This is a genomic window from Rhodococcus sp. 1163 (assembly GCF_002091985.1).
Lineage (GTDB): Bacteria > Actinomycetota > Actinomycetes > Mycobacteriales > Mycobacteriaceae > Rhodococcoides.
The window spans coordinates 234,188-248,083 of the sequence record NZ_MKKX01000033.1 but is presented as its reverse complement, the minus strand read 5'-3'; the positions used below and the strand labels follow the sequence as shown (position 1 = coordinate 248,083).

The window sequence follows — 13,896 nt, the reverse complement described above, 5'->3', positions numbered from 1 at the left end:
CCTTCGCGCCCTGTTCACGTCCGAGCCCCTGTGCGCGCCTTACAAAAAGGGTGCACGCTACCCCAGCAACGCAGCCGAATTGGCCCGACGCAGCTTGCCCGAGGACGTCTTCGGAATCGAACCCGGTCCGAGGACAGCGACGGTGCGGGGCCGCACGCCTACCTCCGAGTGCACGGCGTGGACCACTTCACGCTCGATCCGCTTGACCTCCTCCGGATCACGAAAATCGTTGGTTTCCACGGCAACTGCAAAACTTTCACGCTTGTCACCGGCGTCGAGACGGATTGCGACGGCGTTGCCCGGGCGCACTCCGCGCACGGACCCTGCGGCCCGCTCGATGTCGGTGGGATAGATGTTGCGGCCGCCCATGATGATGACGTCCTTGATACGCCCGCACACCACGACCAGACCGTCCTCGGTGAAGTATCCGACGTCGCCGGTATCGAGCCAACCGTCCTCGTCCTGGGTTGCTACCGGGCCGTCGACGGTGATGTATCCGGGGGTAACCGCTTTGCCGCGTACTTCGATGATGCCGACACCGCGCGGTGTCAATACCTGTCCTTCCTTGTCCACCACGCGTCCTTCGAGGTTCGGCACCATCTTGCCGAGCGTCGCCAGGGCCCGCACGTTGCCCTTGGTGGCCGGCACCGCCCGACCCATCGCCTCGAGTAGGTCTGCGTCGACGACGTCGAGCACCTGTCCTTGATACGGGTCCGGAATGGACACGGCCAGAGTCGTTTCCGCCATACCGTAGACAGGGGCAAGGGCCAGCGGATCGAGTTGGTACGGCCGTCCGGCCTCGGCGAGCGCCGTCATCGTGTCCGGATCCACCGGCTCGGCGCCGTTCCAGGCGTAGCGCAGTGAGCTCAGATCCAAATCGAAATTTTCGTCGGCTTGCCGCAGCCGTCGAGCGAGCAGTGAGTAGGCGAAATTCGGTGCCGCCGTTACAGTTCCGCGATACTTGTCGATCAGCTTGGCCCACAGCAGTGGTGACCGCAGGAAGTCCAGTGGGGTGATACTGACGACCTCGGCCCCGACCTGCATGGGCACGGTGAGGAACCCGACCATACCCATGTCGTGGAACAACGGCAGCCAACTGACCATGACGTCGCGGTCGACGTCGAACTCGATCCGATCGATCATGGCGTACGCGTTGACGAAAAAGTTCTCATGGGTGATCCGCACCGCTTTGGGTGACCCGGTGGACCCCGACGTCAACTGTTGGAGCGCGATGTCGGACTCCGAGGTGTCGATCGGATCGACAGGAAAGCCGCGACGCATGTCTTCGATCTTCAACACGGTGATGCCGCGTTCCTCGAGAATCGGGGCGGCGACGTCGAACGGGGCGCCGAGAACGACGGCCTTGGAGGCGATCATCTTCACCACGGATTCGGTGTCCTGCCCCCACACGGCAAGGTCGGTCCGCGGCGTCGGCTGATGCAGCATCGTGACCGAGCTGCCCCGCATCCACGTGGCCTGACAGGCGGGTGCGATGTCCACCGGCTGCCCGGCGAGGACACCGATCGCGTCTCCGTGCCCGATCCCCGCCTCGGCCAGAGCGCCCGCTATCGCGCGCGCGTCCTGGTGGATCTCACCCCAGGACTGACGGAGTGGCTGGTCAGGCTCGCCGGTCACGAGTCCGCGACGACTGGATTGTGCCGTGGCGAACATTTCTTCGGTGAACTTACTCAATGCCATCTCCTCGTCGAGCGAGCGTGGTCGCGGCAGGTGGTGTTCAGGTTATTCAATCCTCGCGCGGAGGTGAACCGTTACCGCCTTTTCGTCCGAGTACCCTGGTACGAGCCCGATGCCGCACAACGTGAGATTGAGGTTCGTTTGAGTACGCCGCCCGATTCGGTAGACGCTCCGGTCGACAAGAGCAGTACCGCCACCGAGTCGACGGCGCAGCCGAAGAACCCGCACAAGGAACTCGTCCACGAGGTCCATCGCAGGCGCACGTTCGCCGTCATCTCCCACCCCGACGCCGGTAAGTCCACGCTGACCGAAGCCCTCGCACTGCACGCCCGAGTGATCTCGGAAGCGGGCGCCACCCACGGTAAGGCCGGTCGACGCGCCACGGTCTCGGACTGGATGGAAATGGAGAAGGCACGCGGCATCTCGGTGAGTTCGACCGCGCTGCAGTTCAATTACCAGCTCGACCGGAGCGTCGACGAGATCAACGTCATCAACCTCGTGGACACCCCCGGCCACGCCGACTTCTCCGAGGACACCTACCGGGTTCTGACCGCTGTCGATGCGGCAGTGATGCTCATCGATGCAGCCAAAGGCCTGGAACCACAGACGCTCAAGCTCTTTCAGGTATGCCGCCAGTTCGGCATTCCGGTCATCACCGTCATCAACAAGTGGGACCGGCCGGGTCAGTCACCACTGGAACTCCTCGACGAGATCGAACAGCGCATCGGACTGACTCCGACACCGCTGTACTGGCCTGTCGGCATCGCAGGAGACTTCCGTGGTCTGCTCGACGTCAGGGCAGGCAATTACATCCGATTCACTCGCACCGCTGGTGGCGCCACTATCGCCCCCGAGGAATTGATGGATGCCGACGCTGCCGCTGCGCGCGAGGGCATCGAGTGGGACACGGCAGTCGAAGAGAGCGAACTCCTGGTTGCAAGCGGCCAGGGCCACGATCAGGAAATGTTCCTCGCCGGCCAGACGTCGCCCGTCATTTTCGGTTCGGCGATGCTCAACTTCGGGGTTCGCCAGATCTTGGACACTCTGGTGGCGCTTGCGCCGCAGCCAGGGCCGAGGGAAGACATCAAGGGTATCGCGAGGCAAGTGACCGATCCGTTCAGCGCTGTGGTGTTCAAGGTGCAGGCTGGAATGGATACTGCGCACCGGGACCGGTTGGCGTTCATGCGCGTCGTGTCTGGCGTGTTCGAGCGCGGCATGGTCGTGACGCACGCGCAGACCGGTAAGCCGTTCACCACCAAGTACGCCTTGACCGTGTTCGGTCGGGAGCGGACCACCGTCGAGCACGCGTATCCCGGTGACGTCGTGGGACTCGTCAACGCCACCGCTCTCGCACCCGGGCACACCTTGTACACGGAGAAGAAGGTCGAGTACCCGCCGATTCCTTCGTTCGCGCCCGAGCACTTCGCACTGTTGCGCGTGGACAGCGCCGACAAGTACAAGAAGTTTCGTCGCGGCGTGGAGCAGTTGGACTCCGAGGGCGTTGTTCAGGTGTTGCGCAACGATATTCGCGGTGACGCTTCGCCGGTTCTCGCAGCTGTCGGTCCCATGCAGTTCGAGGTGGTCATGGCCCGAATGAAAGCTGAGTTCGGTGTCGATGCCCGTCTGGAATCGCTGGGCTATTCGCTCGCTCGTCGGACCGACACCGAGTCTGCGGTCGAGTTGGGTCGCCAGCGCGGCGTGGAGGTTTTCACGCGGACGGACGGCGTGCTGCTCGCTCTCGTCAGCGACAAGTGGCGTCTGCAGTACCTCCAGAAGGAGATGCCCGAACTGACACTGGAGCCCCTCGTCGCTGCGGGTGAGTGACCCGCAACGGGAAAATACTCGCAATCGGACCCGCTAAACAGTCATAGTGCTACGCTTCCGAAGTCCGAACGGGCTTCGGGTACGTTTCATACTCGAGTGCAGCACATTGCACACCGAGACGTGGCATGACACAGGTTCTTCACGACGCGAGGTCTTCTATGACGCAGGGTTCCAGCTATCCGCAGGCGGGAATCAAGATCGGCCAAACACCGGCCCACCGGTTGAGTACGCCGACCCCGAAACTGGCCGCGGACATTTTGCCGCCTTGGGCAGACTCGCCTGCATCGACCAATCCGAAGACCGCCACACCTCCGGCGAAGGATCCCGCCGAGATGGCACCTACGACGCCCGCAAAGCCTGCGATCACGCAGGAAGTGGAGCAATCGGTCATGAAGCAGGAACCCCCAAGTGCCGGCCCCGAGCAGCCGTCCAAAGATTCGAACGAGGTTGAAGTGACTACTAGCGATCAGATCTCCGAGCACGGCCTGCCGACCAACGGCCGATCGAGCACCTACGCAACGAACGGCGCCGGCAGCGGCCCGTCGTCGAGCCCGGCACGCGGCGCAGCACCCGACCGCCGGACCGCGATGGGTGTTGCCTCGGTACGCATAGCGGGCCGACTCACTCAGAACGAGCTGGGCAGCCGCACCGGTGACATCCGTACGCCAGACACCTCGGTCGGCCCCGACGAGCTACTTCAGCTCCTCGGTGAGTACCTCACCTCCGGTGGACTGCAGAACCCTGAGATCCATGTCAGGTCCAACGGACAGACCATCGTGCTCGATCTGCTCAACCCGGCCAAGGGCTACCGCTGATCTCTCACCACATGTGACGGAACACCTCTGGCTCGACTATGTCCAGCATCAGAGGGTTCCAGCGCTATTCGTGCTCTTCCAGCCGCGACGGCCGTGCATCTTCGGGAATGTCAGCGGCAGCGCACGGACGTTCCTCGGCTGTGAACCATCCTCGGTAATGGAACAGCCGACCCAATATCGGGCTGGTGACGTCGATCTGAATGCGATGCCGCTGCTCGCCCTCGTCCCACCATTCGCGTCCGGTTGTCAGGGCAGATGCGAACGCGGGGACATGTAGCCCACGTATCCGCGGTGCGCCGCTCTCGAGCAGGATTCCACCATCGGCGTCCGCGCTACATCGAGTGTGTACCAGCATGTCCGAGCTATATCCCAGGTAGTCCAGCGCAACATCGTGCCCCTGGGACACAGCCGGTGTGACCATCACCGAGTTCATGCCCTGTGGCTTTCCGACGAAGGAAAAACGGCGCACGAACGACATCGTCTCCCGTCCGAGATCGTCGGTGTACGCGTAGTTGGCGACGGTGAAGGGAATATCGGTTCCTCGACCCCCGGGGAACAAACCCCGCCGGGCCCCGAGCGCCAGAACGGGCCTCGGCACCAACGCCGAATGGGTCATCTCTTCCATGACGCCGACGCCGATCTGGCAAAACCCGTCCGCCGCGGACAGTCCGAAGCGCCATTGGACCTTGGGATGTAGATCCTCGAACGAATCACCCATGGCCGTGCGCACTACGGACGTCACTGAGCGGACCTCATCTCGGCGCTCGGCTGGAAGCTCGGTATGAAAAGTATGGACACGATGTACTCGTGGGTCCTCTCGTATCCGGTGTGCGCGGTCCGCCGAACCGTCCTGCTATCGAAAGTACCTACTGCCGTCGAACACCGCCATCATGTGCAGGTCACTCCAGCTCGGCGGCCAGCTCCATCCAACGCTCCTCGGCGACGTCCTTGTCCGCCACCACCTGCTTGAGCTCGGTGTCCAATGCCACCAGCTTGCCCGGATCGGTGGCCACCTCGGCCAGTTCGGCGTGCAGCTCCGCTTCCCTCTTCGACAAACGAATGACGGACTTCTCCAGCTTGCTGAGCTCCTTACGAGCAGCCCTCTCGGATCCGGCGTCACGCACAGCGGTCTTGACGACACCGCCGGTGGTGAGCGAATCCGGTGTGGCCTCGGCCGCCATCACCGCGCGACGACGCAAGTACTCCTCGATGCCACCGGGGAGATTGGTGAGCTTGCCATCACCGAACAGCGCCCAGGTCGAGTCACAGATCCGCTCGATGAGGTACCGGTCGTGGCTGATGACCACCATGGTGCCTGCCCAACCGTCGAGCAGGTCCTCGAGCTGTTGCAGTGTGTCGATATCGAGATCGTTGGTGGGCTCGTCGAGCAACAGCACGTTGGGCTCCGCCATCAATACCCGTGTGAGCTGCAACCGTCGACGCTCGCCGCCGGACAGATCACCGACTGGAGTCCGCTGACGGGCAGGGGTGAACCCCAGACGTTCGGCGAGCTGGCCCGCCGATACCTCTTTGTCGCCCAGGGTGATTCGCTCAGCTACCTCTTTGACTGCGTCGAGAACTCGCAGCTTCTTGGGCAGATCGTCCAATTCTTGCTTGAGCCAACCGATCTTGACGGTCTGACCTTGAATACGCTTGCCGACGGCGGGTTCCAACTCACCGGCAAGGGTGCGCAGGAGCGTGGTCTTACCGGAACCGTTGACCCCTACCAGACCCACTCGTTCCCCCGGAGCCAGGCGCCAGGTGAAGTCGCGAACCAGTTCACGGCCGTCCGGAGTTTCGAGTCGTGCATCTTCCAGTTCGATGACGACCTTGCCGAGTCGACGCTGTGCGAACGACGCCAAGGCAACGGAGTCGCGCGGCGCAGGCACGTCGGCGATCAACGCTTCGGCCGCTTCGATCCGGTACTTGGGCTTCGAGGTTCTGGCCGGTGCGCCGCGACGCAGCCACGCCAACTCTTTACGCGCCAGGTTGCGTCGACGCTCCTCGGAAGCATCGGCCTGCCTGCTGCGCTCGGCACGAGCGAACACCCAGTCGTTGTATCCACCCTCGTAGGTTTCGACGCCGCCGCCGACGACCTCCCACGTCTGGTTCGCCACCGTATCGAGGAACCAACGATCGTGAGTGACGACGACGAGCGCGCTCCGACGCGAAACCAGATGCGCGGCGAGCCACTGCACGCCTTCCACGTCGAGATGGTTGGTCGGCTCGTCGAGCACCAACAGGTCGAGATCCTGGACGAGCGCCGCCGCCAGCGCGACTCTTCGGCGCTCACCGCCGGACAGGTTGTCGATGGACGCGTCGAGCCCCGAGCTACCGATAGGACCGAGGTCGGCAATACCGATGCCGGTCAGGATGTTTCGTACGCGTGAGTCGCCCGCCCACTCGTGCTCGGCCATGCCGAGCGGATCGAGAACGACCTGCCCGACGGTCGAGCCCGGAGGCAGCACACCGCGCTGGGTGACGACGGCCATCCGCAGCCCGCCGACCCGACTGACCCGCCCCGAGTCGGGCGGCTCGATGCCGGCGAGAACCTCGAGCGTGGTGGTCTTACCACCACCGTTGAGGCCGACCATGCCGATGCGTTCGCCCTCCTGCACTCCGAGGGACACTCCGTCGAGCAGCGGTTTGACGCCGAAAGACTTGGAGACGTTTTCGAGATTGACGAGATTGACCATCAGGAGAAACCAATCGATTCACTAGTTACCACGCGAGCGCCGGGAACCGGGCCACTCGCGACACGCACGGTGCGGCAGACACCCGCACCGGATAGTTCAGCACTGACCGACACTGCGGTATCAGCGTCAGCACACAGAAAAGCGCACGTGGGACCGGACCCGGAGACGATCCCGGCCAGAGCGCCGGCGTTCACCCCTGCGCGCAAGGTGCGGCGCAGTTGCGGAAGCAGCGATACCGCAGCAGCCTGCAGATCGTTACCGAGAAGCGGCGCAAGCGCATTCGCATCACCCGTCGCGAGCGCATGCATCAGAGCCTCTGGCTCACCGAGACGCGGCGGGTTTCCTTTGGCGCGCAGCTCGTCCAACTCGGCGAACACGGCAGGGGTCTGCAGTCCGCCCTTGGCCAAGGCGAGTACCCAATGGAATGTGTTGCGCGAGAGGATCGGAAGCAGCTTCTCCCCTCGGCCGGTACCCATCGCAGTTCCGCCGTGCAATACGAACGGGACATCGCTGCCGAGCTTGGCAGCCAGGTCGGTCAACTCCGCTCGGGAGAGATCCAGATCCCACAGGGCGTTGAGCGCGACGAGCGTCGCCGCTGCGTCCGTGCTCCCACCAGCCATACCGCCGGCCACCGGGATGCCCTTGTCGATGGTGATCTCGACGCCCGGCTCACGTCCGACGGCGTCGGCAAGTAGCACCGCTGCCTTCCACACCAGATTGCGCTCGTCGGTCGGAACCGACCGCGCATCATCGCCGCGAACACTCACGCGTAACGCGCGAGCCGGCACTACCGAAACTTCGTCGGCCAACGACAGCGCCTGAAACACCGTGGTGAGCTCGTGGTAGCCGTCCTCGCGCAGGTCACCGACCGAGAGGTGCAGATTCACCTTGGACGGAGCCCTGACGACTACGGGGCTGGGGACGACTGAGAGCACGAGGGTCAACAGTAGTGGAGAAATCGTGGTACCCCACATTCGTGTGGCCGTCCTAACTCCCCGGTCACCCCGACCGCGGACAGTATCGGTCCGCAATTGCTGCCATTATCGAGGTATGCGGGAAACCTCGGCACGACTTCTGAAGTTGCTGTCTCTGCTCCAGACACGACGTGACTGGGCAGGAGCCGACCTCGCGGACCGACTGAACGTCACCCCGCGCACGGTCAGACGCGATGTGGACAAGCTCCGCGAGATCGGATACCCGGTCCACGCCACCGCCGGCGTTGGCGGCGGCTATCAGCTGGGTGCGGGTGCCGAAATGCCTCCCCTGCTACTCGACGACGACGAAGCACTCGCAGTGGCATTCGGACTCCAATCGGCGGCCGGCGGCTCGGTAGCGGGCATCGGAGAGGCGTCGTTGCGCGCGCTGACCAAGTTGCGCCAGGTTATGCCGTCGCGCATTCGGCACCGACTCGACGCCCTGCGCATCGACGTCGTAGATCGTCCAGCTGCACGATCCGCCGTCGACGCTGAGGTGTTGTCGGCAGTTGCGGGTGTGTGCCATGGCCAGGAACGACTGCGCTTCGATTACCGCAGCCACGACGGGACCGAGACCAGGCGCGAGGTGGAGCCGTACAGCCTGGTGCGGGCGGGCTCGCGGTGGTACTTGCTCGGCTGGGACCTGTTCCGTCAGGACTGGCGATCGTTCCGCGTCGATCGACTCCAACCGAAGATCCCGACGGGTCCGCGCTTCACCCCACGAGAATTGCCCGACGGCGGGGCAGCGGCATTCGTCGCACGGGGAATCGACCGTGCACTCGCTCAGGTGCAGGCACGGATACGGCTGCACTCACCGATCGAGACGATCGCACCGATGGTCGACGCGGAATGGGGCACCCTCGAGTCCGAGAGCGACGAGACCTGCATCATCGCGTTGGCCGGAGATTCACTACCGTCGATCGCTCGATGGCTGTCCGCCTTCGACACGGACTTCACGGTCCTCGATCCGCCGCAACTCGCCGACGAGTGCCGAGTGCTCGCGGAGCGACACACAATGCTCAGCCGTCGGTACCGAGCGGGTGCTGACGGAGTGTGAAGGGCCTGGGCGCGCTGAAGCCGACTCCTCCTGCGCTTGAATGAACCACTGAAGTTATCTGATCGTATGAGTGGACCATTGAAGCGATCTGGAACGGAGCGATCTGGACCGAGCAATCCCGACACCTCAGGCTTCGGTTGCCGCCAACCGCACGTAGGCAGCGGCGTCGAGAGTTTCCCCGCGAGCAGATGGGTCGATCCCGGCTTCGCGTAACCGGCGTTCCGCGATGACGGGCGAGCCGGCCCAACCGCTGAGTGCTGCACGGAGGGTTTTGCGACGTTGCGCGAATGCGGCGTCGATGACGGCGAACACGGCACGTCGATGGGCGTCGTCCATGGACCACGGTGGCTCTGCGTACCGATCGAGCCGTACCAGCCCGGACTCCACTTTCGGCACCGGCCAAAATACCGAACGCCCGACGGATCCTGCGCGTTTGACGGTTCCGAAAAAGCCTGCCTTGACGCTGGGGATGCCGTAGATCTTGTTGCCGGGGTCTGCGGCGAGCCGATCGGCTACTTCTGCCTGAACCATCACCAAAGCGGTACGGAGCGACGGCAGTTCCGAAAACAGGTGCAGCAGAACCGGAACCGCTACGTTGTAGGGAAGATTCGCGACGAGGGCAGCCGGCTCACCTGGAATGTCGGCAGCCTTGATTCTCAGCGCGTCATATTCGACGACGGTGAGTCGGTCGGCCAGCGACGGTGCTCGCTCGGCAACTGTCTGCGGCAGCCGTGATGCCAACTTCGGATCGATCTCGATGGCAATGACGGCGTCTGCGACGTCGAGCAGGGCCAGCGTCAATGAGCCCAGACCAGGCCCGACCTCGAGGACCGTATCGCTGCCACAGATGTCGGCTGCGGCCGCAATGCGTCGCACCGTATTGGCGTCGTGCACGAAGTTTTGGCCGAGTTGCTTGGTAGGACGCACGTCCAACTCGGCGGCGAGAGATCGCACCTCCGCAGGCCCTAGCAGCGCCGCGGGTTCCCTCACATGTTCTTGCACTGTGAAAACTCTACGCACCTGTCATCGGTAGCCGAGGCGGGAGGTGCACGCAGGCCACGCTCCCCATCCCTGGGACTTCTGCGTCACCGAAGCGATGGCGATCTGCTCTTCGCGGCTCGCAAGGTCGGCGCGGGGCGCGTATTTGAGGCCGCCTTGGCGCTCCCAGGTGTTCTGGTCGAACTGCACTCCACCGAAGAATCCGTTGCCGGTATTGATGGCCCAGTTACCTGTTGCTTCACATTGTGCGAGTGCGTCCCAGGTGCTGCCGTTCTCGACGGGCGGGACCTCGGTGCCCGGCTTGGCACCGACTCGAACTATCTTCGGTTGCGCCGGAACCTTGACGGTCTCGGTTACCTTTTCGCGGCCGACTTCCTTGCCGTTGACGGTGTTGATCGCCCAGGTGATGTCGGAGATGCCGGGTGCGCCGGGATTCTCGAGGACGGTGCGGCTCATGTTCATCGTCGGGTCCTCGATGCGCTGCTCGGGTGGCGCTACATCGGCGGTTTCGGACTTGGTCTCGGTTCGATCTCGGGTGACGATGATCGACGCGCCTTCGGTGACGATCTCGTCGGGTGCAGGGACAACCGTGTCGGCTTCTTGGAGTGGCGCGCCTGCCTGCTCGAGCAGTTCCCGGACGGTAGGTGCCGCCAGTGTCACCGGTGCAGCCGGAGCAGCTCCGTCGACGAGCGAGACCTGTTTGGGCAGTGCGATTTCCAGCGACGTGCCTTCCAGTGGCAGTCGCTCACCGCGCGAAGCGGAAACGTGCACGTCCTGAGCCAGATCCATCTGCGAAAGAGCTTCGTCGACCGTCAATGCTGTGGTCCAGACGGCTCGGGGTTGGCCATCCACCGTCACGCTCAGTTCACGAGCGCGCCGGAGGACGACCGTCTCGCCGTCGGACAGCGACGAATCGCCGGAAGGCACTACCAGATCCTTGTCACTCGGTTCGTATCCAGCCGCGCCCAACGCGCCGTTGACGTCGGACGTCATCGTGCTGAGCGTGATCATCTCGCCATCGACGTCGATTGTCACGGTTTTGTGACGAGCGACGGCGGTGACGCCCCCGACGATCAACGTCGCCAGCAGCGCGGCGACCACCAGGTAGAAGGTCAAAGACCTGGTGGAGTTAAGGCGGGCAATACTAGACACAAGCGATTCCTGGATTCTGGAGCGTTACCTTCGGTTCGAAACGCCCGGCGGTCGGTCACGGTACGGTAACGAATTGGTGGATATCTCGCAACCCAAGTAAGCAGCCGGTTGCAATCAGCGCCGCGTTGTGGCTTTCCGCTACTGCCCAGACGGGAGCGAGTACACCCGTTCCGCATTGGCCGTGACGTGGGCGGCAAGCTCCCCAGGGTCCTGACCCCGGATCTCCGCGAGCGCCCGAGCGGTGTACGGCAGGCAGTAGGACTCGTTCGGGGCCCCGCGGTACGGATGGGGTGTCAGAAAGGGAGCGTCGGTTTCCACCAGCAACTGCGCATCCGGGATCAGTGCCGCCGCTTCCCGCAAAGCGTGAGCGTTCTTGAAACTGACGGTCCCGGACAGGCTCAGCACGTACCCCGCGTCGATGCAGGCCCTCGCCATTTCCGGCCCCGAGGAGAAGCAATGGAAGATCACGGTCTCGGGGGCGCCTTCGGACTTCAGGGCCGCCAGCAGATCGTCGTCGGCCTCGCGATTGTGAATCATCAGTGGCTTGTGCAGCCGCTTTGCCAGATCGATGTGCCAGCGAAATCCCTCGTGCTGTTCCTCGACCGTCGCGCAGCCGTCGAGTTTGCCAGGCCAGTAGTAGTCCAGGCCGGTCTCCCCCACCGCAACGACCCGAGGATCCGCAGAAAGCTGCTCGATTTCGCTACGGGTCGTCTCGTCGAGCACGTTGGCTCGCGTCGGATGTATCGCCGTGGCCGCCCACACTCGCCGATCCCAATGAGCAGCGTCGACGGCGAAGTGTGCGGCAGCGAGGTCGTCGGCAACGGTCACCACGCGAGAAACGCCTACTGACTCGGCTCGGTCGAGGATGGCAGCCACACTGGCCGCATCGACGGCACCGCATGCGTCAAGGTGGGTATGGGCGTCGACGAGGTGGCCGAGCGGCTCGGGCAATGGTGGTGCAGGACGGTCTTTGCTCACGCCGATAGAGTAGGCGAACCATGACTGCGCCAGCTGATGCCTCACGGCCCTCCTTCTACGTCACAACTGCTATCGCGTACCCGAACGGCGTTCCGCACATCGGACACGCCTACGAGTACATCGCGACGGATGTGATCGCCCGATTCAAGCGACTCGACGGTTTCGACGTCATGTTTCTGACCGGAACCGACGAACACGGTCTGAAGATGCAGCAGACGGCCGTCAAAGAAGGCATCGACGTCGTCGATCTCGCTGCACGCAACTCCGATGCCTTCGAGGAGCTCGACAAGGCCCTCGGCATCTCCCACGACCGGTTCATCCGCACCACCGACGAAGACCACCACGCCGCCAGCAAGGAGCTGTGGAGGCGCATGGAGGCCAACGGCGACATCTACCTCGACGCGTTCTCCGGTTGGTACTCCGTTCGCGACGAGGCCTTCTACACCGAGGCCGAGACCACAGTCGCCGACGACGGCACCCGCGTCGCCACCGAAACGAACACTCCTGTCGAGTGGACCGAGGAAGCGTCGTACTTCTTCCGTCTGTCGGCATATCAGGACAAGCTCCTCGCGCTCTACGACGCGCAGCCCGACTTCATCGCACCTGTCTCGCGCCGCAACGAGATCGTCAACTTCGTCAAGGGCGGACTGCGAGATCTGTCGATTTCTCGGACGACGTTCGACTGGGGCATCCAGGTACCGAACGATCCCGAGCACGTGATGTACGTGTGGGTCGACGCCTTGACCAACTACATCACCGGCGTCGGCTACCCGGACACCGAGTCGGCGAAGTACCAGAAGTATTGGCCCGCAGACCTTCACATCATCGGCAAGGACATCACGCGTTTCCATACCGTGTTCTGGCCTGCGTTCCTGATGTCCGCCGGTGTCGAACTGCCCAAGAGGGTGTTCGTCCACGGCTTCTTGAACAACAAGGGCGAGAAGATGTCCAAGTCGGTCGGAAACGTCGTCGACCCCTTCGCATTGGTCGAGGAGTTCGGACTCGATTCACTCCGTTTCTTCCTGTTGCGCGAGGTCTCGTTCGGCCAGGACGGGAGCTACAGCGCCGAGGCGATCGTGACGCGAATGAACGCCGACCTGTCGAACGAACTCGGCAACCTGGCGCAGCGTTCGCTGACAATGGTCGCCAAGAACTGTGATGCCGTGGTGCCCACACCGGGCGAATTCACCGCCGAAGACTCCGCGATGCTGGCACGCGCAGACGAACTGCTCGAGATCTGCCGACGCGAATTCGACGTGCAGGCACTGCATTCGGCCGTCGAGGCGATCTGGTCGGTTCTCGGCGAGACCAACCGCTACTTCTCGCAGCAGGAGCCATGGGTACTGCGCAAAACGGACCCGGCACGCATGGCAACTGTGCTCTACGTGACGATGGAAGTGCTGCGCATCGTCGCAATTCTGGTGCAGCCGATCATGCCCGACTCGGCCGCCCGCATCCTCGAACTACTCGGCAGCCCAGCGCACGAATTCTCCGATATCAGCAGCCGAATCGTCGTAGGTACGCCTCTACCCGCACCATCACCGGTCTTCCCGAAATACGAGGTCAAGTAGCACGCATAGTGGCGGCGTAGGTGTCGGTGTCGGTGTCGGGCCGCCCCCCGCATCGCTTGAATGGTCCATTCATACGATCAGATAGCTTGACGGGTCCATTCAAGCGGCGCTGGCGGCCTGCATCCCGACCGCTTC

At 63.5% G+C, this 13,896-nt stretch carries 11 protein-coding genes; 4 read left to right on the top strand and 7 right to left on the bottom strand.

Annotated features, from left to right (window positions below):
• Window positions 1–57: 57 nt before the first annotated feature.
• On the bottom strand, window positions 58–1,692 hold the full coding sequence (locus tag BJD99_RS14990; RefSeq protein WP_084348082.1) for a fatty acyl-AMP ligase: 1,635 nt from the start codon (window positions 1,690–1,692) through the stop codon (window positions 58–60).
• A gap of 144 nt (window positions 1,693–1,836) precedes the next feature.
• Here BJD99_RS14990 and BJD99_RS14985 point away from each other — a divergent pair, with 144 nt between their 5' ends.
• Window positions 1,837–3,519: a peptide chain release factor 3 gene (locus BJD99_RS14985; RefSeq protein WP_084348081.1), complete on the top strand. Its 1,683-nt coding sequence runs from the start codon at window positions 1,837–1,839 to the stop codon at window positions 3,517–3,519.
• Window positions 3,520–3,677: 158 nt separating this feature from the next.
• Window positions 3,678–4,334, top strand: a complete 657-nt coding sequence (locus BJD99_RS14980; protein WP_084348080.1) for a hypothetical protein — start codon at window positions 3,678–3,680, stop codon at window positions 4,332–4,334.
• A gap of 64 nt (window positions 4,335–4,398) precedes the next feature.
• On the opposite strand, the gene BJD99_RS14975 is transcribed toward BJD99_RS14980, so the two are convergent.
• From BJD99_RS14975 to BJD99_RS14965, 3 genes are all read right to left on the bottom strand, one after another.
• Window positions 4,399–5,076, bottom strand: coding sequence for a DUF4166 domain-containing protein (locus tag BJD99_RS14975; protein WP_084347888.1), 678 nt, complete (start codon window positions 5,074–5,076; stop codon window positions 4,399–4,401).
• A gap of 157 nt (window positions 5,077–5,233) precedes the next feature.
• Window positions 5,234–7,030 (bottom strand): ABC-F family ATP-binding cassette domain-containing protein, encoded by a 1,797-nt coding sequence (locus BJD99_RS14970; protein ID WP_084347887.1) that lies wholly within the window; start codon window positions 7,028–7,030, stop codon window positions 5,234–5,236.
• The gene (locus BJD99_RS14965; protein ID WP_084348079.1) at window positions 7,030–7,965 is read right to left on the bottom strand and encodes a 4-(cytidine 5'-diphospho)-2-C-methyl-D-erythritol kinase; all 936 of its coding nucleotides are present in this window, start codon (window positions 7,963–7,965) and stop codon (window positions 7,030–7,032) included. Before BJD99_RS14965 ends, BJD99_RS14970 begins: the two co-directional genes overlap by 1 nt.
• A 115-nt stretch (window positions 7,966–8,080) precedes the next feature.
• On the opposite strand from BJD99_RS14965, the gene BJD99_RS14960 reads away from it, so the two are divergent.
• On the top strand, window positions 8,081–9,061 hold the full coding sequence (locus tag BJD99_RS14960) for a YafY family protein (protein ID WP_084347886.1): 981 nt from the start codon (window positions 8,081–8,083) through the stop codon (window positions 9,059–9,061).
• Window positions 9,062–9,187: 126 nt separating this feature from the next.
• Here the strand turns inward: BJD99_RS14960 and rsmA are convergent, their stop codons facing one another.
• The 3 genes from rsmA to BJD99_RS14945 form a co-directional block, all read right to left on the bottom strand.
• Entirely contained in the window at window positions 9,188–10,063 is an 876-nt protein-coding gene (gene rsmA / locus BJD99_RS14955; protein ID WP_084347885.1) for a 16S rRNA (adenine(1518)-N(6)/adenine(1519)-N(6))-dimethyltransferase RsmA, read from the bottom strand.
• 21 nt (window positions 10,064–10,084) lie between these two features.
• Entirely contained in the window at window positions 10,085–11,212 is a 1,128-nt protein-coding gene (locus BJD99_RS14950; RefSeq protein WP_084347884.1) for a resuscitation-promoting factor, read from the bottom strand.
• A gap of 138 nt (window positions 11,213–11,350) precedes the next feature.
• Complete coding sequence (locus BJD99_RS14945; RefSeq protein ID WP_084347883.1) at window positions 11,351–12,190, bottom strand: TatD family hydrolase; 840 nt, start codon at window positions 12,188–12,190, stop codon at window positions 11,351–11,353.
• Between the two features lie 20 nt (window positions 12,191–12,210).
• Between BJD99_RS14945 and metG the strand changes: the two genes are divergently transcribed.
• A complete protein-coding gene (gene metG, locus BJD99_RS14940) occupies window positions 12,211–13,761 on the top strand; it encodes a methionine--tRNA ligase (RefSeq protein ID WP_084347882.1) in 1,551 nt (516 codons plus the stop codon).
• The last annotated feature ends 135 nt before the right edge of the window (window positions 13,762–13,896 follow it).

Bases quoted from the DNA above. Each gene is read 5' to 3' on its own strand.
- BJD99_RS14980 (WP_084348080.1), top strand. From the start codon at position 3,678: ATGACGCAGGGTTCCAGCTATCCGCAGGCGGGAATCAAGATCGGCCAA.
- BJD99_RS14970 (WP_084347887.1), bottom strand. From the start codon at position 7,030: ATGGTCAATCTCGTCAATCTCGAAAACGTCTCCAAGTCTTTCGGCGTC.
- BJD99_RS14960 (WP_084347886.1), top strand. From the start codon at position 8,081: ATGCGGGAAACCTCGGCACGACTTCTGAAGTTGCTGTCTCTGCTCCAG.
- metG (WP_084347882.1), top strand. From the start codon at position 12,211: ATGACTGCGCCAGCTGATGCCTCACGGCCCTCCTTCTACGTCACAACT.